The organism is Massilia luteola (assembly GCF_034420155.1).
Taxonomy (GTDB): Bacteria; Pseudomonadota; Gammaproteobacteria; order Burkholderiales; family Burkholderiaceae_D; genus Telluria; species Telluria luteola.
Map to the genome: position 1 here is coordinate 20396 of NZ_JAXOFN010000038.1, position 19637 is coordinate 40032.

Genomic DNA, 19637 nt, shown 5'->3' on the forward strand with positions numbered 1-19637 from the left:
CTATTTGACGTCGAGCTGGAACGGCGCGGCCGGCAAGTCGTCGGCGCCGAACAGGTTCACGAACGGCGCATCGGCCCAGGCATAGCGCACGCGCGTGACGCCGGGCGTGGCGGCGCCGGGCAGGACGACCGTATCACCGGCCACGCGCGCTTCGGCATAGCGGCAGGCCGTGCCCGCGCACACCTCGAAGCCGATGGCGCGGTCGGACGAATACGTCGCGAGGCCGCCGCCCGTGTCCTTGTACGCGATGACGATGTCGTTGCCGGTCCTGCGCGCCGCCACGGCCGTCGGGCTGCCGGGCACGGTCTTCTCGCCGTACGCGATGGCCCGCGCCGCGCGCGCCAGGCGTTCGCCGACGATCGTCTTCTGGGTCGGGTGGATGTCGAAGCGGTCGCCCACGTCGAGCGTGACGGCGAGTCCCGCGTGCGCATCGTTGGCCACGGCGTACGCCTGCGCGTCGCGCAGTTCGGCCCAGCCGGACTGGCCGGGCGCTTTTGCCGGCGATCCGAACGACGTCAGTTGCACGACGAAGAACGGCAGCGCGGGCTGGCCGAAGCGCTGGCGCCAGTCGCGCATCAGCATCGGCAGCAGCGTGCGGTATTCCTGCGCCGCGCCCGCGTTCGATTCGCCCTGGTACCACGCCGCCAGCTTGAATTTATAGCCGACCAGCGGCGCGATCATGCCGTTGTACAGCGTGGTGAGACTCGTCGGCACGTCCCACGGCGCCGGCGGCACGGACAGGCCCTTCAATGCGCTGCCGCGCGCAAGTTTCCATGCGGCCGGCAGCGGGATCGCCTGGCCGTCCGCGAGGCCGATGGTGCGGCTGGACGGCGCGCCCGACAGGCCGCCGCCCTGCCCGCCGCTCAGCACGCGCATGGCGATCACGTTGCGGCCCGGCCGGAACACGCCGGCGGGTACGGCGTAATCGCGCCACATCCAGGACGTGCTGGCGCCGCCCACGCGCACGCCGTTGACCCAGGTGGTGTCGTAGGTGTCGACGGGGCCCAGGTGCAGCATGTTCGCGGCCTGCGCCTGCGCCTGGGTCAGCGTGACGGTCGTGCGGTACCAGGCCACGCCGTCGAAATCCTTGAAGCCGGCCAGGCCGCTGTCCTTCCACGAACCGGCCGGCGTCACGGTCGCCCACGCGCTGTCGTCGAAGTCGGTCGCGATCCACGCGCGCTGCGCGGTGGCCGCCGGGTCGTGCGCGCGCCACCATGCCTCGTTGCGCGCCTCCTCGGCGCGCATGCCCGCGGCCGTATCGGCGCCGAGTTGCGCGACGGCGTCCACGCCGGCCTTGTAGTCGCCGAGGGTGCGCAGCGACTCGCCCCCGATCCAGCCCTGGATCGTCGTACCGCCCCAGCTGGCGTTGACGAAGCCCACTGGCACCTTGTAGCTGCCCTGCAGGGAGCGCGCCATGTAGTAGCACACGGCGGAGGCGTCGCCGGCCGTTTCCGGCGTCACGACCTTCCACTCGACGGGGCCCTTGAGCTCATCCTGCGGCGTCGCCGTGCTGTTCTTCGGCACGTTCAGGAAGCGCAGCGTCTCGTTGCGCCCCGCATAAGCCGCACCGATGGCATTGGTCGACTGGCGCTGCGTGAATTCCATGTTCGACTGGCCGGAGCACAGGTACACGTCGCCGACCAGGATGTCGGTGCGGCTGACCGTCTGCCCGCCCGACGCCACGGTCAGCGTGTACGGTCCGCCAGCCGGTTGCGGCGGCAGCTGGATCTTCCATTTGCCGTGCGCGTCCGCGCTGCCGTTCACCGTGCGCCCACCCAGGGTCACGGCCAGCTTGCGGCCCGCGTCGGCCGTGCCCCACACGGCGATGGGCTGGTCCCGCTGCAGGACCGCGTGGTCGGAAAAGATGCGTGCCAGTCCGAGTTCGGCCGCCTGCCCGGGCAGGCAGGCGCAGCCGGCGGCGAGTGCCAGCAGGGGCACGGCCATCCGCGTTGTCTCCATCATGATTCCTCGTCGTTGTCTTGGTGCGCCATCCGGCTCGATGCGGATGTTTGCGCATATCATTATTCGAAAGAAATCATGTTATACCAGTGAACAGCCTTTCTGGTACTGGTTGGTAAAAAAAACGCTGTGTTCGCGTTATTTAGGTAAACAAGCGCAGCAGCCGGCTCTCGAAACGGCTGCGCCGGCTGTCGACATTCTGGATGGAGATGACCCCGGCAACCGGATTCGGTTCACATACCCGGCGCGGACACAGCAAAAAAGGCTGTGGTCGCGCGATGCCGCGCCTCGCCGCGTGCAAAAAAAAAACGCCAGCTTGCCAGCTGGCGTCGTCGTTGCCGGCCGGGCCGGCCGGCGCGCGGGATCAATAGCCGCGCTTGCCATCCTGGCTCGTGCCGCTGGTGGTACCGGTACTGCTGGTGCCGGTGCCGCTCGTGCCGGTGCCGGTCGCGCTGGTGCCCGTGCCCGAACCCGAGCCGGTGCCGCTCATGCCGGAGCCGGACAGGCCCGTGCCGCTGGCGCCGGTGCTGCCGCTCATGCCGCTGGTGCCCGACGCACCCGAGCCCGTGCTGCCGCTCATCCCGCTCGAACCGGAGGAACCGCTGCCGGCCGGTGGCGTGGTCGTGGTGCCGGTGCCCATGCTGCCGGACGTGCCGGACGTGCCGCTGGTGCCCGACGAACCCGAGGTACCCTGGGTATCCTGGCTACCGCTCGACGACGAGCCGGTGCCCATGCTCGAACCGCTGGTGCTGGAGCCGCTGCTGGTGGTGCCGCTGCTGCCGCTCGAACCGCTGCTCGAGCTGCTCTTCTTGTGATGATGTTTTTTCTTGCTGTGTTTCTTCGTGGTTGCGCTGCCCGACGTCGCCTGATCCTGCGCAGTCGCGCTGCTGCCCGTCGACGAGCTGCCGCTGGTCTGTGCCTGGGCATTCACCGTGCCGAACATCGCCACCGTGACGGCGGCACCCAGCAGGCCTTTCAATAACTTATTCATTTTCATGTCGCACTCCTGAGAGAATGGATTTGGGGCAAAAAACTCTGCAATATCAAGAAGATATTGTGGAGGCGGAGTTTAAAGAGATCGCCGCGAAGGGTGCGCGCGTTAGCCTGACGGCAACAAAAAAAGGCCTCGAACGAGGCCTGTGCAGAGGGAAAGCGGCGGATCGCGCTCGGCGTTCAGTCGACGCCGGCTGCCTGCGCGGCCAGCGTGCCCATGCGAGTGTAGAGGTCGAGCACGTTGCTCTTGTCGTCCGGATACACGCGGTTCGACAGGAAGACGTAGAACGCGCCCGAGCCCGGATCGACCCACAGGACGCAGCCCGTGAAGCCCGTGTGGCCATAGCTGCCGACCGGGAACACCGAGCCGCGCGGCCGCTTCGCATATGGCGAATCGATGTCCATCCCGAGGCCGCGCCTGGCCAGGCCCGGGGGCGATTGCACCGTCGTCAGCAGCCGCACGCTCTGCGGGCCGAGGATGCGCACGCCGTCCAGCACGCCGCCCGCGAGCAGCATGCGGGCATAGCGCGCCACGTCGCCGACCGTCGTGAACACGCCGGCCGAGCCGGCCACACCGCCCATGCGGCGCACCGTCGGATCGTGCACGACGCCGCGCAGGAGCTCGCCCGGCGCGAGGTCCGCATGCGCGCCCCTGTCCTTGGCCTGGCCATCGTCGCGCCCCAGCTGGGTCGGCGCGATCGTCGCGGCGTCCACGCGGCGCAGCGGCAGGTAACCCGTGTTCTGCATCCGCAGCGGCGCAAAGATGTGGGACTGCGCGTAATCGTCCAGCGGCGTGCCCGTGACTTTCTCGACGATCTGGCCCAGCAGGATGTAATTGATGTCGGAGTAACGGAAGAACGTGCCGGGCGCGTGCGTGACGGTCTGCTCGCACGCGAGCTTGTGCGCGGCCGCGCGGCCGCGCCAGTCCGGTTCCTTCGGCAGCCCGGCGGGCAGGCCCGAACTGTGCGTGAGCAATTGCCGGATCGTGATCGTTTCCTTGCCGCCGTTCGCGCACTCGGGGAAATATTTGACGAGCTTGTCGTCCAGGCCGAGGCGGCCCTGCTCGGCCAGGATCAGCACGGACGGCGCCGTGGCCAATACCTTCGTCAGCGACGCGGCGTCGTACACGGTGGCCGTCGTGACGGGCGCCGCGTCGTCGTCATACGCCAGGCTGCCGTAGGCGTGTTCGTAGACGGCGTCCCCATGCTCCAGGTGGAACACGGCACCCGGCAGCTTGTGCGCGCCGATGGCGGCGTCGATGGCATGGTCGATCTGCGGGAAACGGCGCACGTCCAGCTGCGGCGCCTCGCCCGCGGGCACGCGCGGCGTACGGGATGGCGCGGCGCAGCCGGCGGCCAGCACGGCGATGCAGACGGCGGCCAGCAGGGTTCGGGATGGGGGCGGGTAAATACGCATGACGGGACGAAAAAGATGACCACAGGACATGGATCGACCGGCCATCATAGGCAGCCCGCCAGGCGGGGTCAAGCACGGACAGCGCCGCGCCCGCCGTTCCGGACCGTGGCGCACGCGAAAAAAAGGATCGGCGTATCATTTACCGATGACTGCACCCATGATTCCTTTCTCGATCCTCGACCTCGCCCCGATCACGGAAGGCAGCGACGCCGCCGAGTCCTTCCGCCGCTCGCTCGACCTCGCGCAGCACGGCGAACGGTGGGGCTACCACCGCTTCTGGCTGGCCGAACACCACGGCATGCCGGGCATCGCCAGCGCGGCGACGGCGGTGCTGATCGCCCACGTGGGCAACGGCACCTCGACCATCCGCCTCGGCGCCGGCGGCATCATGCTGCCGAACCATTCCCCGCTCGTCATCGCGGAACAATTCGGCACACTCGAATCGCTGTTCCCCGGCCGCATCGACCTGGGCCTCGGCCGCGCGCCCGGTTCCGACCATGCGACGGCGCGCGCGCTGCGCCGCAACCTCGCGTCCGACGCCGACGAGTTTCCGCAGGACGTCGTGGAGCTGATGGAGTATTTTGCCGACGCCCCGCGCCGCCACGTGCGCGCCGTGCCCGGCGCCGGCCTGAAGGTGCCCGTGTGGATCCTCGGCTCCAGCCTGTTCGGCGCGCAACTGGCCGCGATGCTGGGCCTGCCGTACGCGTTCGCGTCGCACTTCGCGCCGCAGATGATGATGCAGGCGATCGAGATCTACCGCGCCAACTTCCGCCCGTCGGCCCAGCTCGACAAGCCGTATGTGATGCTCGGCTTTAACGTGTTCGCCGCCGAGACGGACGCGGAAGCCCGGTGGCGCGCGACGTCGATGCAGCAGGCGTTCGTCAACCTGCGCAGCGGCCACCCGACGCGCCTGAAGCCGCCCGTCGAAGGCTATCTCGACCTGCTGGGCCCGGCGGAACGCGGCATGCTCGACGGCGTGCTGTCGTGCTCGGCGATCGGCGCGCCGGACACCGTCGAGCAGCAATTGAAAGCCTTCATCGCACGCACCGGTGCGGACGAGCTGATGATCACGTCGCAGATCCACGACCACGCGGCGCGCCTGCGCTCGTACGAGATCGCGGCGGCGATCCGGACGAAAAGCTGACAGACATGACCGTCGGCCGCAACGGTGATCTGGCGAACATTCAACCGGCGCGGCAGCGGCTAGGCTGTCATCCATGGACGGCATTCGGCCGTTGATAGCATCATCCACGGAGGACACCATGAAAATCCAGCTCATCGCCGCAACCCTCATGCTCTCGCTCGCCTCGACGGGCGCCGCCTACGCCAAACCCAGCTGCGCGAAAGGCGCCATCGTCGGCGGCGTGGGCGGCCACGTGGCCGGCAAGCACGGCCTGCTCGGCGCCGCTGCCGGCTGTGCCATCGGCCACCACATGGCGAAGAAGCAGGAACGCGAGCAACAACGGCAGGCACAGGCCCAGGCCAATGCGCAGGCCCAGGCACAGGCGCAGGCCAATGCGCAGCAGCCGGCACCGCGCAAGTAAGCCCCTCTTCTACCGTCATTCCCGCGCAGGCGGGAATCCAGGTTTGCCGGCAAATCGCGCAACTTGGCTCCCCGCCTGCGCGGGGACGACGATGCAACGCTGACGAACCGGCTTACGCGTCGCCCGTCCCCGCCTGCAGCGCGTCGATCACGTGGCGCGTCGAGCGCACCTTGCCCATGATGCGGAAGGTGTGTTCGCAGGCGAACCTGTGCATGTCGGCCCGCATGCTGCTCATCGCATCCTCGACGAACACGACGCCGTAGCCGCGGTCGAACGCGGCGCGCGCCGTCGACTCGACTCCGAGGTTGGTGGCGATGCCGCCGAGGATGATGGTCTTGATGTTGCGGCGGCGCAGCAGCTGGTCCAGTTCCGTGCCGTAGAAGGCGCCCCACTGGCGCTTCGTGACGACGATGTCGGTCGCCTGCACCTGGGCGTCCGGCGCAAGCTGCGACGCATCCGGCGGCGGCGCGGGCGTGCCCGGCTTGCGCATGGGCGCGTCGGCCGGCGGCAGCTGCAGCTGGTCGACGAGCACGCGCACGAAGATCACCATCCCGCCGCGGTCGCGCATTTCGCTTGCCAGCAGCACGCAATTGCCCACCACCTGCTCGGCCGTGTACGGCGCCAGGTCGCGTTTCACATTACTGTTCTGCAAATCGATCAGCACCAGGGCGGTGCGGCCGATGTCGATGTCCAGGTCGCTCATTGCAAGTCCTCCTCGCCGCAGTATTCACCAGTCGCGATTTGCGTGGCGCCGCTTTCCGCTGTGATAAATTCCCTGCATCATGCAAAGAATCGCCATCGCCGCCCTGGGCCTGCTGCTGGCGGGCTGCGCCAGCCAGCCCGCCCTCACCGACTACACCGTCAACTCGGGCGCGCAGCGCAGCCCCGGCCAGCAGGCGCTCACCTTCGATTACGCCGACCTGAGCCTGCGCATCGACCCGGACAGCCGCAGCCTGCGCGGCGACGCGACGCTCACGTTCGGCACGCGCGCGCCGCTGGACCGCATCGAACTCGACCTGGACCGCAACCTGCCCATCGACGCCATCAGCGTCGACGGCGCGCCGCTCGGCGCGGGCCAGTGGCGCAATCCGGACGGCAAGCTGACGATCACGCTGCCGCAACGGCTGGAGCCGGGCCGGCGCGTCAAGGTGCGCGTGACCTACCACGGCGAGCCGCACGTGGCGAAGCGGGCGCCATGGGACGGCGGCTTCGTGTGGGCGCGCACGCCGGACGGCCGGCCGTGGGTCGCCAGCGCCGTCGAGGGCGAAGGCTGCGACCTGTTCTGGCCCTGCATCGACCACCCGATGGGCAAGCCGGACGTCGTCGACGAACACATCACCGTGCCGGCGCCGCTGGTCGCGGCGGGCAATGGCGTCGCGCTCGGCATGACGGAAGCGAACGGCTGGCGCACCTGGCACTGGCGCGCCAGGCACCCCAGCACCTACGGCGTGGCGATCAACGTCGGGCCGTACGCCGAGCTGGATGGCGAATACCACAGCCGCTACGGCAACGTGATCCCGCTGCGGCTTTGGTACCTGCCGCACAACAAGGCGCATGCGCGGGACCTGTTCGCGGAATTCCCGCAGATGCTCGATTTCTTCGAATCGACGATCGGCCCCTACCCGTTCGGCGACGAAAAAATGGGCGTCGTGGAAACGCCGCACAAGGGTATGGAACACCAGACCATCAATGCCTACGGCAACAAATACGCCAAGACGCCGTACGGCTACGACGAGCTGCTGCAGCACGAATTCGCCCACGAATGGTTCGGCAACCAGCTCACCAATGCCGACTGGGACGACATGTGGCTGCACGAAGGCCTCGGCTCGTACATGCAGCCCCTGTACATGCAATACCTGCACGGCGACCAGGAATACTACGCGGCGTTGATGCAGCAACGGGCGTCGATCCGCAACAAGGCGCCGCTCGTCTCCGGCAAGCACAAGCGCGAGGAAGACGTCTACGACCTCAAACGCGGCGGCCCCGGCGGCGACATCTACACGAAGGGTTCGCTCGTGCTGCACACCTTGCGCGGCCTGATCGGCGACGACGCCTTTTTCCGCGCCGTGCGCGAACTCGTGTATGGCCGTCCCGACCCGCGTCCCGGCAACTTCACGCCGCGCTATGCGACGACACCCGACTTCATCGCCATCGTCAGGCGCGCGAGCGGACGCGACCTGGACTGGTTCTTCCAGGCCTATATGTACCAGGCCGCCCTGCCCGAACTCGTGGCCCGGCGCCATGCCGAAACCCTCGACCTGACGTGGAAGACGGCCGCAAACACGCCGTTCCCGATGCCGCTCGACGTGCGCGTCGGCGCGCGCATCGTCACGCTGCCGATGGCGGACGGGCACGGCAGCATCGCCCTGCCGCCCGATGCCACGTACACGCTCGACCCGCATTCGAAGATTTTAAGGCGCGAGGAACGGTTCGAGATTTTCCAGCGCTACCAGGAGCAGTTGCGGAAGCAGGCGAAACCGTAACGTGGGCGGTGGCGGCGCGCGTGGGCACGTTTCATTTGAGGCCCCCGGCCTCAAATGCCCATCCTACCGCGGTCACTGCAACGGGTTCCCCTCGACGTCGATGCGGCGCACGGTGCCGAGGTTCAACGCGCGGATCGGTGCCTCGATCTTGCTCATGTCGCCGACGACGATCCACACCGGCTGCCGGGGCAGCACGACGCGCCCGGCCAGCGCGTTCAGCTGCACCGGCGTCAACGCGAGCGCCGTCGCCGTGTACGTGTTGTAGTAATCCTCGGGCAGGCCGTATTGCAGGATCGTCGCATAGGCGTTGCTGAGCTGGCTGACCGTCTCGAACGAACCGGGCAGGCCCAGCGTCTCGTTGGCCTGCGCCTCCTGCAACTCGCGCGGCGTGATCGGGCGGGCGCTGCCCAGCTCGGCGTACTCGCGCGCCAGTTCGCGCAGCGCGTCGGCCGTCTTATCGGTCTGGACCGGCGAATCGCTGTACAGGATGCGCTGGCCGCGCGCCGCCACGAGCGACGTGCCGACACCGTACGACCAGTGTTTATCTTCGCGCAGGTCCATGTTCAGCCGCGAACTGAACGTGCCGCCGAACACATCGTTCAACAGATTCAGCGCGACGGCGTCCGGCGTATTGCGCGGCGGCGCCAGCTGGGCGCCGACGATGTCGCTCTGCAGGGCGCCGGGACGGTCGATCAGGTAGATCGTCGTGCCTGCCGGCTGGGCGACTGTCGTGATGTCGTGCGTAGGCAGCGTGCCGGCCTTCCACGCGCCGAACGCGCGTTCCAGCAGCGGTTTCAGTTCGGCCAGCGTGGTGTCGCCGACGACGAGCAGCGTTGCGTTATTCGGCTTGAACCAGGTGTCGTGATACGCGACGAGATCCGCGCGCGTCATGCGCGCCACGGCGGCCTCCGTGCCGGTGCCCGTCAGCGGCAACGAGTACGGATGGCCGGGGCCGTACAGCAGCGGCGGCAGCACGCGCAAGGCCATCAGGCGCGGCACGGTCTGCTCGCGCTGGATCGCGGCCAGCCGCGTCTTGCGCACGCGTTCGAAGTCCGCTTGCGGGAACGACGGGTGCAGCGCCAGGTCCGCGTACAGGCCCAGCGCCTGCGTCAGCGTCGGTTTCAACACGTTCATGTTGACGAAGGCGCCGTCCAGGTTGATCGTCGTGCCGAACGAGGCGCCCAGCGCTTCCAGTTCGCGACTGATCTGCAAGGCGCTGCGCGTCGCCGTGCCCTCTTCCAGCATGCGCAGGGTGAGGCTCGCGAGCCCCGGCAGCGCCTCCGTATCGGATGCGAAGCCGCCGTTCAACATCAGCGACAGATTGATCACGGGCGCACCGTGGCGCTCGGCCAGCACCACGTTCAGGCCGTTGGACAGGGTCATCTTCTGCATCGGCGGCAGGGTCAACGGCTCCGGATGGCCCGTCGGCGGGCCCTTGCTGCGGTCGACCGTGGACGCGTCGGCGGACAGCGCGGCCGGGAACGGATCGACTTCCAGCACGTAGTCGCCGTCGGATAACCAGTCCTGTATGGCCTTGCGCACGGCGGCCGGCGTCGCATCCTTGATGCGCTGCAGGTAGACCTTGTAGCAGTCCGGATTGCCCGTGTAGGTGGCGCAGCGCGCCAGCACGTCGCTCTTGCCGCCGAAGCCGCCCACGCGCTCGACGGCGCGCGCGTGCTGCGCGAGGATGGTCGTCTGCGCGAGCCGCAGTTCGGCGGCCGCGGGGCCGGACTTCATCAGCGCGCGCAATTCCTCGTCGGCCCCGGTTTCCATGCGCGCGACGTCGGCCTGCGCGAGACCCGGCTTGGCCGTCAGGTTGATGCCGAACTGGCCGGCGATCTCGTTCGAATCGTTGCCGGAACCGATGCTCGTGGCCAGCTGCTCCTTGACGACGAGGCGCTGGTACAGGCGCGACGTCTTGCCGCCGCCCAGCACCTGCGCGGCCAGGTCGAGCAGCGGTTCTTCCGGCGTGTCGGCGCCGGGCACGTTCCACAGGCGGATGATGCGCGCCTGCGGAACGCGGTCCTGCACCTGCCCGCGATGGGTGCCGCTGCGCTTCGCGACCCACGCCTGCTGGTGCGCCTGCGGCGGGCCGGGTGGAATGTCGCCATAGTATTTTTCGACCTTGTCGCGCGCCTGCTGCGGCGTGATGTCGCCGGCCAGCACGAGCACGACGTTGTTCGGGCCGTAGTGACCCTTGAACCAGTCGGTGACGTCGGCCATCGACGCGGCATCGAGGTCGGTCATGGAACCGATCACGGTCCAGGAATACGGGTGGTTCGCCGGCCACGTGTTCTCCGTGACGATCTGCTCGACGATGCCGTACGGCTGGTTTTCTCGCTGGCGCTTTTCGTTCTGGACGACCCCGCGCTGCAGGTCGAGCTTCTTCCGGTCGAGCACACCTAATAAATGGCCCATGCGGTCGCTCTCGGCGAACAGCGCGTAGTCGAGCATCGACGTCGGCACCGTCTCGAAATAATTCGTGCGGTCCTTGTTGGTCGTGCCGTTCAGGTCGGTCGCGCCGACGCCTTCGAGGGCAGACAAGAACGTCTTGTCGAAATTGGCGCTGCCGGAAAACATCAGGTGCTCGAACAGGTGCGCGAAACCCGTCTTGCCGGGCTTTTCGTTCTTCGAGCCGACGTGATACCACGTGTTGACGGCCACGACGGGCGCCTTGTGGTCTTCGTGCACGAGCACCGTCAGGCCATTCCTGAGCACGAATTTCGTGTACGGGATGTCGGGGATCGGGATATCGATGCCGGCGTCGCGCGCGGGCGCGGGCGCGGCGCTGGCCGTGCTGCCGGCGAGCGCCAGCATCGATACGAACACGAAACGGTAAGCAAAACGCATGCTGCTCTCCTGGCAAGATTGCATGACGCACATGACCGCGCCCATTCTAAGCCATCGTCGCCGCATTCGCTGACTTGATTCGACGTCGGAATTTTATCGAGCCAGCGTCAGGTCAACCGGGGTTTTTCAGGACGCCGTCGATGTGCTTTCTACACTTCTTTGACAATTTTTAGTGCTGGAGAATCATCAATAAATATTATTAATTTATAAACAAACTGTTTTGCCGTCGACTTCGGAACTAAAAATCGTCACCGACCAAAATTAGCCCAGGCAGCAAATATTCCTTATCCAAGCCCTTTTTCAATTCCCGGATTTCCACCGGATTTCTTGGGTACTCATATTTCTCAATTCCTTTGACACCATATTTTTCCAGGGTCTCCTTTTTTGGAAAATAAAACTTTTTTTTAACTTGAACATTCGTCATAACGTGAAATTCATAGCTCTTATGAGCAGCGTCGAGTTGAGCCATTTTCTCTTTTGCCTTATCGGCATATTTTAGCTCGAAGTGGTAATTTTTCTTATCGGCGATTATTTCAATGTATCGCTCGGGCCTCTCCAGTTTTGTAAGATCAAAAGACTTTTTTAAAAATTCCGGATTAAAGCCAATCGATTTATAAAAATCGGCCTCGCGCAAATATTGCCGCTGCAAGTCAATTTGCTCTTTCTTTAATTCGTTTTCAGTTAAGAAGGGATAATCATTTTTTTCCAAAACTGGTGGCGGTGAGCCCGTTAGGCCACCATGAAAACCAACTATCCCGGCCGAGTTCAGAATTTTTCGCTTTGCACCTACAAAAATGTAGTTTGCGCAACTGGATAGGCAATATCGATTAACGATTACTAACACATCCTTTTTTCGAATCTCGGTTGCAATTTGCAGGCCTGCTACAGCGTCTCCACCAAAAGAGTCGATCAAAAATACATCGGTATTATGTTCGAGTTCCTTAGTTACCGCCCTGGCAGAGTCTGGAGTAATATAGCCCTCAAAACTCAAAACGTTTCCGAGCCTGGTTAAATTGAAATCATTCGCTTGCGATGTGCCAGGCAGACAGCATAGAGAAAAAACGAGATTTACTGCACCAATGGTTTTAAACATAACAACTTTCTATGCTAACAGGATCTTTTCATTATGATGCGATACTATCCATGCTGATTTCGCTCAGGTAAATATGTGCGCTTGCCACATCCCGATCTACCGGTCATAGCCAAACATTTGCCACGCGGCACTGCGAGACGCGCGTCCGCGGTGCATCATATCGGCCTTGCCGTCCAGGAACCAAGTGCCCCCAAGGCAGTCACGCCCTGTCGTCCTGCACCGACACGCGCCCCGGGCGCAGTCCTGTGCACGAATCATGCATGGGGCGTATCATTGAGGCTGGCAATCAGCAAAGGATAAGCTCATGAATCAACGACGCTCCTTCCTCAAAAGCTCGGCCGTCCTCGCATCGGTACTCGGTGCACCCGCGATCCGCGCCAGCGCCAAGACCCTGCCGGATGCGCCCGTGTCACCGGTCGCGCCCAGCGAGCGCATCGTGCGCCTGTACAACACGCACACGGGCGAAAGCCTGCGGACCATTTTCTGGGCCGAGGGCGAGTTCATTCCCGAAGCCTTGCAGGACATAAATAAACTGCTGCGCGACCACCGCAACAACAAGATCGCGGCCATCGATCCGAAGCTGCTCGTCTTGCTGGACCGCATCAGCGCGCAATACGGCAGCCATCCGACCATGCACGTGATCTCGGGTTATCGCTCGCCGGAAACGAATGCGATGCTGCACGAAAACACGAGCGGGGTAGCCAAGCACAGCCTGCACATGGAGGGCAAGGCCATCGACGTGCGTATCCCGGGCCAGGACCTCGCCAAGCTGCACACGGTCGCGATGGCCCAGCGCGCGGGCGGGGTCGGCTATTACCCCGAATCGCAGTTCGTGCACATGGACGTCGGCCGCGTGCGTTACTGGTGATCATGCGGCGGCCGGTCTCGCGTGGCATCGCGCCGGCACTGCTGGGTGCCGTGCTGGCGTGGTCGGCGCACGCGCCGGCTGCGGTGGCGAGCCCGGCCGAGCAGACCGTGAGGGCAGCGGCGGCAGCAGGGCCGACCGAGCAAACCGTGCCGGCAACCGTGACACCCCCAACCGAGCAGACCGCGCCGGCCGCGGGCATCCAGACCGTCACCGTCACGTACACGCGCGACCCGGTCGACAAGTCCTACCGCAAAATGATCCGCGGCATGGAACGCTTCGAGCGCGACCATGCGCTGGCGCCCCGGGCCACGCTGCGCTTCCGCCTGCTGCCCCGCTCGCCAACCGTGGACATGCACGGCATCACCCTGCGCGTCATCGGCGACCACATCGCCGTGCCCGTTCCGGTTGCGCCGGACAACAGTTTTACCTTGCCGCGCAACGAGCAGGCGCTGCGGGAAGACGCCGCCGTCGTCGCCAACCGCAAGACGACGAGCATGACGTGGCGCGCGCACGTCGTGACACCCGGCCTGCCGCCCGGTACGCGCCGGCTGGGCGACCTGCGGCTGGAATGTCTCGTCGGCATGGAGGCCGGACTCGTGTCGAACAGCTCGCCGCTGTTCGGGTGGATCTCGAATGCGCTCACGCGTCCCGAGCAGGTCTGCGACAGCCCCGACGGCAATTTCCTGTTCTTTACGGAGCGTCCCGTGTTTGCCGTGACGCTGCGCGCGGGCGACCGGACGGAAGTGCTGCCCTTCCACTTCCTGTATGCGGGCGGCGACCAGACGCGCGACATGCTGCCGTTCTGCGACTGCCAGGTGCTGCTCGACCGCACGTATTACGCGCCGATCTGGGACCGCGGCTGGCCAGACGATACGCTCGTCAGCTTCGAGACCATGGACGATGCGTCGCCGGCCCCGGAGACAGCGCCATGACCCCGCGCCGCCTTGTCTGCATCGGCGCGCTGGCGGCAGCGCTGCTGTCCGGCTGCGCCACGCGCGCGCCCGAACCCGGCACGAGCGTGGCCGAGGCCCGCTTCGATGCGCTCGTCGTACCGGGCCGCACGACGCGCGCCGAGCTGCTGGCCGCGTTCGGGCCCACGAAAACGGTCGTGTTCGATTCGGGCATGGAAGCGTGGCTCTACACGGCGCCGGCGGCGGGCGGCGGGCATACCGAACTCGTGCTGCTGCTCGGCCGCGACGGCGTCGTGCGGAAGATGCGCAAGCGGCCGCCTGAGCCGAGCGACGCGACCGACCCGACCGACCCGAAACACTGACGCGTGTTCCGTGGCAGAATCGACATCTTCGATCCCTACCACAAGCGCCATGCCCACATCCGGTTCCCCCGAAGCCGTCATCCAGCGCCAGCTCGACGCCTACAATGCCCGCGACCTCGACGCCCTGCTCGCGACCTATGCGCCCGACGCGCGCCAGTACGAACTGCCGGCGACCTTGCTGGCCACGGGCCACGCGGAAATGCGCCCCCGCTTCGCCGCGCGCTTCCAGGAGCCGGACCTGCACGCGCACCTGTTGCAGCGTGCCGTCATGGGCAATATCGTCATCGATTACGAGACGGTCACCCGCAATTTTCCGGAGGGCCGGGGCAAGGTCGACCTCGTTGCGATCTACGACGTGGTCAACGGCCTGATCCGCTCGCAGACGGTGCAGGTGAGCAACCAGCGCCTCGACGCGCAAGCGGACTGAATCGGTGTAAAGTTGAGCATCATTGTTTTTGGAAAGATCACGATGCGCAAGATGGCTGGGGCGGTGCTGGCGGCGCTGGCGTGCGTACAGGCGGCGCATGCCGACGGGCTCGATCCGACCGAGCAGAGAATCGTCGCCGAGGTCAAGGCGCATGCGCCGCAGGCCCTCGACCTGCTCCGGCAGAGCGTCCTCATCAACAGCGGTACGATGAATACGCGCGGCGTGCGCGACGTCGGCCAGCTGTTCCGCAAGCAGTTCGACGAGCTCGGCTTCAGCACGCGCTGGATCGACTTGCCGCCCGGGATGCACCGCGCCGGCCACCTCGTCGCCACGCGCGACGGCAACCGCGGCAAGCGCCTGCTGCTGCTCGGCCACCTCGACACCGTGTTCGAGCCGGGTTCCGACGTCCCCATGTGGAAACGCGACGGCGACAGGGTGCGCGGCCAGGGCGTCTCCGACATGAAGGGCGGCGACGTGATCGTCATCGAAGCGCTGCGCGCGCTGCAACGCGCGGGCGCCCTCGACGGCGCGCGCATCGCCGTCATGTTCACGGGCGACGAGGAAGAAGCGGGCAATCCGAAAAGCGTCTCGCGCGGCGACATGGCGGAACTCGCCAAACGCAGTGACGTCGCGCTCAGCTTCGAGGGCAGCATCATCGACAAGGACGGCATGGCCACAGCCACCGTGGGCCGGCGCGCGACGGCCACGTGGGAGCTGGACGTCAAGGGGCGCCAGGGCCATTCGATGGCCGTGTTCGGCGCCAACGGCTACGGCGCCGTGTACGAGACGGCCCGCATCCTGGACGCGTTCCGCCAGCAGGTGATCGAGCCGGGCCTCACGTTCAACCCGGGCGTGATCCTGGGCGGCACCGAGGTCGCGTTCGACGCCGCCGCCGCGCGCGGCACCGCGTTCGGCAAGACGAACGTGATCGCCAACACGGCCACCGTGAAAGGCGACCTGCGCTACCTGGACTATCCACAGCGCGACCGCGCCCACGCGCGCATGCAGGCGATCGTCGCGCAGAACCTGCCGGGCACCAGCGCCACCATCACGTTCCACGATTCCTACCCTCCCATGGCCGTCACACCCGGCAACCTGAAACTGCTGGCCCTGTACTCGCGCGCCAGCCAGGACGCCGGGCTGGGTCCGATCGGCGCCGTGCCGGCCGAGGCGCGCGGCGCCGGCGACATCCAGTTCGTGGCGCCGCTCGTCGACAGCCTCGACGGCCTCGGTGCGAGCGGCAACGGCGCCCATTCGCCGAACGAAGACCTGGACGTGGGCTCGATCGAACGGGGTGCCGTGCGCGCCGCATTGCTGATCTATCGTTTGACCCGCTGAACCCATGGGCGTTGCGGCTCCGGCCTTGACGCCCGTCGAATTCCCTCAACCGGACACACTGCCCGCACGGGCTAGAATGCAGACATGGCACGACTGACACTCACCTTCCCCGAAGACCAGTATTACTACACGAGCCTGCTGACGGTGCGCGTCACCGACATCAACGCCGCCAACCATCTCGGCAACGACTCGATGATCTCGATGATTTCCGAGGCGCGGGCACGCTTCCTGTTCGAATTCGGCGTCCCCGAGACGGAACGCGACGGCACGGGCATCATCGTCACCGACCTCGCGACGACGTACCGCGCCGAAGCGCATGCGCGCGACCAGCTGCTGTTCGAAGTGGGGGTCATGGACTTCAACAAGTACGGCGGCGACATCACGTTCCGCGTCACCCGTCCCAAGGACAAGACCCTGGTCGCGATGGCCAAGCAGGGCTTCGTCTTCTTCAACTACAAGACGAGCCAGGTCGTCGCCATGCCGGAAGAATTCCGCAGCAAGTTCGAGCGGGTGAACTGGGTGGACTGAGCGCCCCGCATATTTTTCCAGATAAAAACAAAAACCTGGAACTTTCCCCGCCTCCCGCCGGAATATGGGTAAACACAACGACCCATGACCACGACCTCGACCCGCTGCGACGACACCGACCTGCTGCGCCGCATGCGCGGCGGTGCCGCCGACGCCTTCGCGGCCCTGTACCGGCGCCACCAGGGGCCGCTGTACCGCTTCGCGCTGCTGCGCTGCGGCTCGTCCGACACGGCCGCCGACGTCGTGCAGGAAACGTTCATGGGCCTGTTGACGGAACGGTTCCGGTTCGATCCGTTGCGCGGCCAGCTGCAGCACTTCCTGTTCGGCGTGGCGCGCAACCTGATCCTGAAACACGAAACGGCGCACCAGCGCCACGTGGTGCTGTCCGGCCCGGACGACGAGGACGGCGACGCCGGGTCCGAACCGCCGGACGACGCGGCCTGCCCGCTGGGGCGCCTGCTGGACAACGAGGCCGCCGAGGAAGTGCGGCGCGCGCTGGCGCTGCTGGCGCCGCATTACCGCGACGCCGTCATCCTGTACGAGATGCATGAATTGTCGTACGCCGAGATCGCCGACGTGTGCCAGGTCGACATCGGCACCGTGCGTTCGCGCCTGTCGCGCGGGCGGGCCGCGCTGGCCAAACGGCTGGTCGGCTGGCGCGCGACCGACCGCGCGGCATGAAAAGGAGAGTCACCATGGACACCCGAAAAACGACGGACCGCGATCCCCAATTCGACGTCCTGCGCGCCGAGGTCGGACGGCTGGACACCCCGCGCGCCGTCGAACACGCATTGCTGCAGGCGTTCGCCCGGCAGCATCCGTCGCGGCACCGCTGGTATCACGGCCTGACGAGGCGCGGCTGGACGCTGGCCGGCGGCCTGGCGGGCCTGGCGGCCGGCGCGCTCGCGCTGGCGTTCGCCCTGCAGGCGCCGGACGTGGCTGGCGGCCGGGCCGGCACGCTCGTCGCGCGCGACGACAGCGGCCTGTTCATCGCGCTCGATTCGGCCGAGCGCATCGCCGCGGAGCCGGCGCCGCGCATGGTCGCCGCCGACGTGCCGCGCGCGAGCCTGGCCGCGCTGGGCGTGCCGCTGACGCCGGAAAACGCGGGCGATTCGGTGCGCGCCGAGATGCTCGTCGCGGCCGACGGCCAGCCGCTGGCCCTGCGGCTCAGTGCCATCGAATGACCTGATCGACAAGAGGATGTCATGACAACCAAGAAATTGATACTTGCGCTGCTGCTGTCCGGCATCGTTGCACCGGTGCTCGCCGACGACACGGCCGGCGCGGCGGGCAAAGGGCATCTCGAAGTGCGCCGCGACGGCACCACGATCATGCGTGCCGACGCGATCGCCACCGCGCCCGACGGCACCGTTACCGGTTGGATGCGCCCCGTCAGGAATGCGCCGTACAGTGCCCAGGTCGTCCGCGAACGCTCGCAACACCTGGCCGACGGCAACCAGATCGACGTCCGCCGCGGCCCGATGGCGGCCTACCGCGACAGCACGGGCCGCACGCGCCAGGACATCGTCGACGACAAGGGTGAGTTGCAGACGGTGAAAATCGACGACCCGGCCGCCGGCCTGGACTGGGTGCTCAAGCCCAGGGAGCGTGTGGCCATCAAGCTCGACCGGCATCATCCCGTCAGCGCCGACGACTTGCGCGCCCGCGTCGCACGGATGCGCCAGGACGGCACGCTGCCGTCGATCGAGCGGCGCACGACCCCGGACGGCCAGCAGGAAGTCATCGTCAAGCGCGTCGTGCGCACCGGTCCGGACGCCCGCCAGCGTACGCAGGAAGACGTCCGCATCCAGGTTCCCAGGGCGTTCGCGGACAACGGCGCGGCGGTGCGCGACATGCAGATGCGGGTGGCGCCGCTGGCCAGCGCGTTCGACGACCTCAAGTGGGCGTCGAAGGCCGTGACGAAAGACCTGGGCACGCGCGACTTCGGCGGCATCAAGGCCGAGGGCAAGCTGCGCAGCTACGAGATCCCGGCCGGCGCGATCGGCAACCGCAACCCGATCGTCGTAGCGGACGAGACGTGGACGGCGCCCGACCTGCTGGTGACGGTCTACACGAAGCACAGCGACCCGCGCAGCGGCGACGTCGTATTCCGCCTCGAAAACATCAAGCGCGAGGAACCGCCCGCAGCCCTGTTCATCGTGCCGGCCGACTACACGGTGCGCGACGCGGGTTCCCGCTGGCGCGACAAGGCGGGCAGCAAGGCGCCATGAGCGTCAGCGCTTGCGGATCGGCGCGATCGTTTTGACGAACCAGTCGTCGATCATCTGCTTCTCGTAGCGCAGCGGCTCCGAATCGAAGTAGTGGTTGTACGTCTGCTGGTAATTCATGTCCTGCAGCTGCGCCTGGCCGCTCTTGAGCACCTGGCCGTTCTGCTCGACCGCGTAATTCAGTTCCATGCGCGGCCAGTCCGCGCGGCCGCTCAACACGCGCAGGTCGCGGCCCAGCCGGATACTCGGGATGAGGCGGCCGGCCGGGTCGAAATCCGTGATCTCGATGCGCAGGTCCTGGCCCGGCGGCAGGTTCTCGCCCAGCTTCTTGAAGTGGTCCGCGATCTGGTCCAGCATCTCCTTGCGCTCCCAGGTCGGGAACGGCAAATCATGGAAATTCTCGGGGTGGACCCACGTCACGCTGACCGCGGCCGACGCGCTGCCCGCGGCCAGCGCCAGCAGGCCCGCCAGGGCCATCGTCTTCATGAACGTTTTCATGATGTCTTCCTTTCTTTCTCTGTCATCGAACTGCTGCCACCGTTAATACCTGATTCTTATACGCCGGTTTCCATCCCGCTGTCCGTTACAAGATCGTCAAAGTTTGTATCGAAATGTTAGTCCCCGCACAGGTGCCTCG

19 protein-coding genes are annotated in these 19637 nt (G+C 66.4%); 12 read left to right on the top strand and 7 right to left on the bottom strand.

Going from position 1 to position 19637, the window contains the following annotated elements; all coding sequences use genetic code 11:
* The 3 genes from U9J41_RS25535 to U9J41_RS25545 form a co-directional block, all read right to left on the bottom strand.
* Window positions 1-1962 (bottom strand): sialate O-acetylesterase, encoded by a 1962-nt coding sequence (locus U9J41_RS25535; RefSeq protein ID WP_322404983.1) that lies wholly within the window; start codon window positions 1960-1962, stop codon window positions 1-3.
* Between the two features lie 361 nt (window positions 1963-2323).
* The gene (locus tag U9J41_RS25540; protein ID WP_322404984.1) at window positions 2324-2956 is read right to left on the bottom strand and encodes a hypothetical protein; all 633 of its coding nucleotides are present in this window, start codon (window positions 2954-2956) and stop codon (window positions 2324-2326) included.
* Window positions 2957-3132: 176 nt separating this feature from the next.
* Window positions 3133-4368 carry a serine hydrolase domain-containing protein gene (locus U9J41_RS25545; protein ID WP_322404985.1) on the bottom strand — a complete coding sequence of 412 codons (1236 nt, stop codon included), beginning with the start codon at window positions 4366-4368 and terminating at the stop codon, window positions 3133-3135.
* A 157-nt stretch (window positions 4369-4525) separates the two neighbouring features.
* Between U9J41_RS25545 and U9J41_RS25550 the strand changes: the two genes are divergently transcribed.
* Together U9J41_RS25550 and U9J41_RS25555 are read left to right on the top strand one after the other, a co-directional pair.
* The gene (locus tag U9J41_RS25550) at window positions 4526-5512 is read left to right on the top strand and encodes an LLM class flavin-dependent oxidoreductase (protein WP_322404986.1); all 987 of its coding nucleotides are present in this window, start codon (window positions 4526-4528) and stop codon (window positions 5510-5512) included.
* A 118-nt stretch (window positions 5513-5630) separates the two neighbouring features.
* Window positions 5631-5912 carry a hypothetical protein gene (locus U9J41_RS25555; RefSeq protein WP_322404987.1) on the top strand — a complete coding sequence of 94 codons (282 nt, stop codon included), beginning with the start codon at window positions 5631-5633 and terminating at the stop codon, window positions 5910-5912.
* Between the two features lie 112 nt (window positions 5913-6024).
* Here the strand turns inward: U9J41_RS25555 and U9J41_RS25560 are convergent, their stop codons facing one another.
* Window positions 6025-6615 carry an isochorismatase family protein gene (locus U9J41_RS25560; protein ID WP_322404988.1) on the bottom strand — a complete coding sequence of 197 codons (591 nt, stop codon included), beginning with the start codon at window positions 6613-6615 and terminating at the stop codon, window positions 6025-6027.
* Between the two features lie 79 nt (window positions 6616-6694).
* Between U9J41_RS25560 and U9J41_RS25565 the strand changes: the two genes are divergently transcribed.
* A complete protein-coding gene (locus U9J41_RS25565) occupies window positions 6695-8395 on the top strand; it encodes a M1 family metallopeptidase (protein ID WP_322404989.1) in 1701 nt (566 codons plus the stop codon).
* 72 nt (window positions 8396-8467) lie between these two features.
* Here U9J41_RS25565 and U9J41_RS25570 read toward each other — a convergent pair whose 3' ends face one another.
* Together U9J41_RS25570 and U9J41_RS25575 are read right to left on the bottom strand one after the other, a co-directional pair.
* Window positions 8468-11245: a M16 family metallopeptidase gene (locus tag U9J41_RS25570; protein WP_322404990.1), complete on the bottom strand. Its 2778-nt coding sequence runs from the start codon at window positions 11243-11245 to the stop codon at window positions 8468-8470.
* 238 nt (window positions 11246-11483) lie between these two features.
* On the bottom strand, window positions 11484-12338 hold the full coding sequence (locus U9J41_RS25575; RefSeq protein WP_322404991.1) for a hypothetical protein: 855 nt from the start codon (window positions 12336-12338) through the stop codon (window positions 11484-11486).
* 304 nt (window positions 12339-12642) lie between these two features.
* On the opposite strand from U9J41_RS25575, the gene mepK reads away from it, so the two are divergent.
* The 9 genes from mepK to U9J41_RS25620 all read left to right on the top strand — a co-directional run bounded on the left by mepK (window position 12643) and on the right by U9J41_RS25620 (window position 19003).
* The gene (gene mepK, locus U9J41_RS25580) at window positions 12643-13206 is read left to right on the top strand and encodes a peptidoglycan L,D-endopeptidase MepK (RefSeq protein WP_322404992.1); all 564 of its coding nucleotides are present in this window, start codon (window positions 12643-12645) and stop codon (window positions 13204-13206) included.
* A gap of 2 nt (window positions 13207-13208) precedes the next feature.
* Complete coding sequence (locus tag U9J41_RS25585; protein WP_322404993.1) at window positions 13209-14138, top strand: WASHC3/CCDC53 family protein; 930 nt, start codon at window positions 13209-13211, stop codon at window positions 14136-14138.
* Window positions 14135-14479, top strand: a complete 345-nt coding sequence (locus tag U9J41_RS25590) for a hypothetical protein (protein WP_322404994.1) — start codon at window positions 14135-14137, stop codon at window positions 14477-14479. The genes U9J41_RS25585 and U9J41_RS25590 overlap by 4 nt, the downstream gene beginning before the upstream one ends.
* Window positions 14480-14528: 49 nt before the next feature.
* A complete protein-coding gene (locus tag U9J41_RS25595) occupies window positions 14529-14906 on the top strand; it encodes a nuclear transport factor 2 family protein (RefSeq protein ID WP_322404995.1) in 378 nt (125 codons plus the stop codon).
* A gap of 42 nt (window positions 14907-14948) precedes the next feature.
* Entirely contained in the window at window positions 14949-16244 is a 1296-nt protein-coding gene (locus U9J41_RS25600) for a M20/M25/M40 family metallo-hydrolase (RefSeq protein WP_322404996.1), read from the top strand.
* An 84-nt stretch (window positions 16245-16328) separates the two neighbouring features.
* A complete protein-coding gene (locus U9J41_RS25605) occupies window positions 16329-16772 on the top strand; it encodes a thioesterase family protein (RefSeq protein WP_322404997.1) in 444 nt (147 codons plus the stop codon).
* Window positions 16773-16856: 84 nt separating this feature from the next.
* Complete coding sequence (locus U9J41_RS25610) at window positions 16857-17453, top strand: RNA polymerase sigma factor (RefSeq protein ID WP_322404998.1); 597 nt, start codon at window positions 16857-16859, stop codon at window positions 17451-17453.
* 14 nt (window positions 17454-17467) lie between these two features.
* Complete coding sequence (locus U9J41_RS25615) at window positions 17468-17956, top strand: hypothetical protein (protein ID WP_322404999.1); 489 nt, start codon at window positions 17468-17470, stop codon at window positions 17954-17956.
* A 21-nt stretch (window positions 17957-17977) separates the two neighbouring features.
* Window positions 17978-19003 (top strand): hypothetical protein, encoded by a 1026-nt coding sequence (locus tag U9J41_RS25620; RefSeq protein ID WP_322405000.1) that lies wholly within the window; start codon window positions 17978-17980, stop codon window positions 19001-19003.
* Window positions 19004-19006: 3 nt separating this feature from the next.
* Here the strand turns inward: U9J41_RS25620 and U9J41_RS25625 are convergent, their stop codons facing one another.
* Complete coding sequence (locus U9J41_RS25625) at window positions 19007-19498, bottom strand: DUF3016 domain-containing protein (protein WP_322405001.1); 492 nt, start codon at window positions 19496-19498, stop codon at window positions 19007-19009.
* Window positions 19499-19637: the final 139 nt, after the last annotated feature.